At 60.8% G+C, this 1,636-nt stretch carries 1 pseudogene; it reads left to right on the top strand.

Annotated features, from left to right (window positions below):
* Window positions 1-1,457, top strand: a pseudogene (locus NJ959_RS29210) (RNA helicase); the annotation flags it as partial.
* Window positions 1,458-1,636 lie beyond the last annotated feature (179 nt).

The following is a 1,636-nucleotide window of genomic DNA, read 5'->3' as shown; positions in this document are numbered from 1 at the left end:
ACTACAAGCTGCTGGAGAAGCTGGAAACGCAGCGTGTGGCACTCGGTGGCCGCGTATTTGATGTTCTTGGGCGCTTGTTCGACATGCAAGCGTCACAGAATGGCGATGGCGGCGAGATGCCGCTGTCGCTTCGGGGGCTGATGATCGAGGCAATTCGTTACGGTGACCAACCCGAGGTTCGCGCCAAGCTCCTGAAAGCAATCGACAACGCCACGGACCAAGAGCATTTGCGGAACCTCTTGGAGCACGACGCGCTCGCGCGAGACTCCTTGGATGCCCGCAAGGTGCAGGCAATCCGGGAGGACATGGAACGCGCCGAGGCGCGGCGCCTGCAGCCGCACTACATCCAGGCATTCTTCATGGAGGCGTTCAAGCGCCTGGGTGGCCAAATCAGCGAACGCGAAAATGGTCGATTCGAGATCACGCGAGTTCCAGGGTTGCTCCGTGAACGGGATCGTCAGATCGGGAGCGGTCCGCCGGTGCTGACACGGTACGAGCGAGTTACTTTTGAGAAGGAGATGATCAACCAGCAGGGCAAGCCGACGGCGGCGTTCATCTGCCCGGGGCACCCACTGCTCGATGCGGTGCTCGACGTTGTGCTCGAACAGAATCGGGCCATGCTGCGGCGAGGTACGTTGCTCATCGATCCTTCTGATCGCACAGAATCTCCTCGTGTACTTTTCTATCTCGAACACAGTATTCGCGACGCGGTCCGATCTGGTGCCGGTGAGCCGCGAGTCATTTCGCGGGAAATGGAGTTCGTCGAGATTGACGAGGCGGGACGATCGCTGTCCCCTGGGTACGCACCCTATCTGGACTATCGTCCTGCGACTGAAGTAGAGGCCCGTGCGCTTGCCGGTGAGCTCACCAAGCCATGGCTCGTGGAGGGGCTTGAGCAACGCGCGTTGACTTATGCCGTAGAGCGACTTGTGCCCGAGCACCTCGGGCGCGTCCGAAAGGGCCGAGACGAGCGTATCGAGAAGACCATCCGTGCTGTCAAACAACGGCTGACCAGGGAGATCGCATACTGGGATCACCGTGCTCAGGAACTTCTCGCCAGAGAGCAAGCAGGAAAGACACCGAAGATCAACAGCACGATGGCGCGACAGCGAGCAGACGATCTGGAAGGTCGGTTGCAGCGCCGCCTTGCTCTCCTGGATCAGGAGCGACATCTGTCGCCATCGCCACCCGTAGTCGTCGGCGGCGCGATCGTTGTGCCATCGCGGATGCTGACTGCGGCGGTTAGCGGCTCCCCGCCAACCGGCGTCCCCGTGGTTGATCGTGACCGCATAGACAAACTCGCCATCGCGGCAGTTGTGGCAGCAGAGAAGGCCCTCGGCCGCACTCCGCGGGTGATGGATCACAACAATCCTGGCTATGACATCGAGTCTTCCGACCCTTGCGACCCGGGGCGACTTCGATTCCTTGATGTGACGGGCAAGGCAGTGGGGCGCTAAACCGTGACCGTGTCGGCCACGCAGATCCGATGCTGCCGGAATCAGCCTGACAATTGGCTACTTGCAATTGTGCCCGTCGACGGCGCCTCTGCCACGGGACCACGTTACATTCGTCTCCCATTCACAACGCCGCCGGACTTTGCGGAAGTCAGAAAGACCCTCGACCTGCCTCAACTGTT

Origin of the sequence: Limnofasciculus baicalensis BBK-W-15, from assembly GCF_024178385.1 — a bacterium.
GTDB lineage: Bacteria > Cyanobacteriota > Cyanobacteriia > Cyanobacteriales > Coleofasciculaceae > Limnofasciculus > Limnofasciculus baicalensis.
The sequence above is the reverse complement of the archived record's forward strand: the minus strand, read 5'-3'. Positions and strand labels throughout refer to the sequence as shown.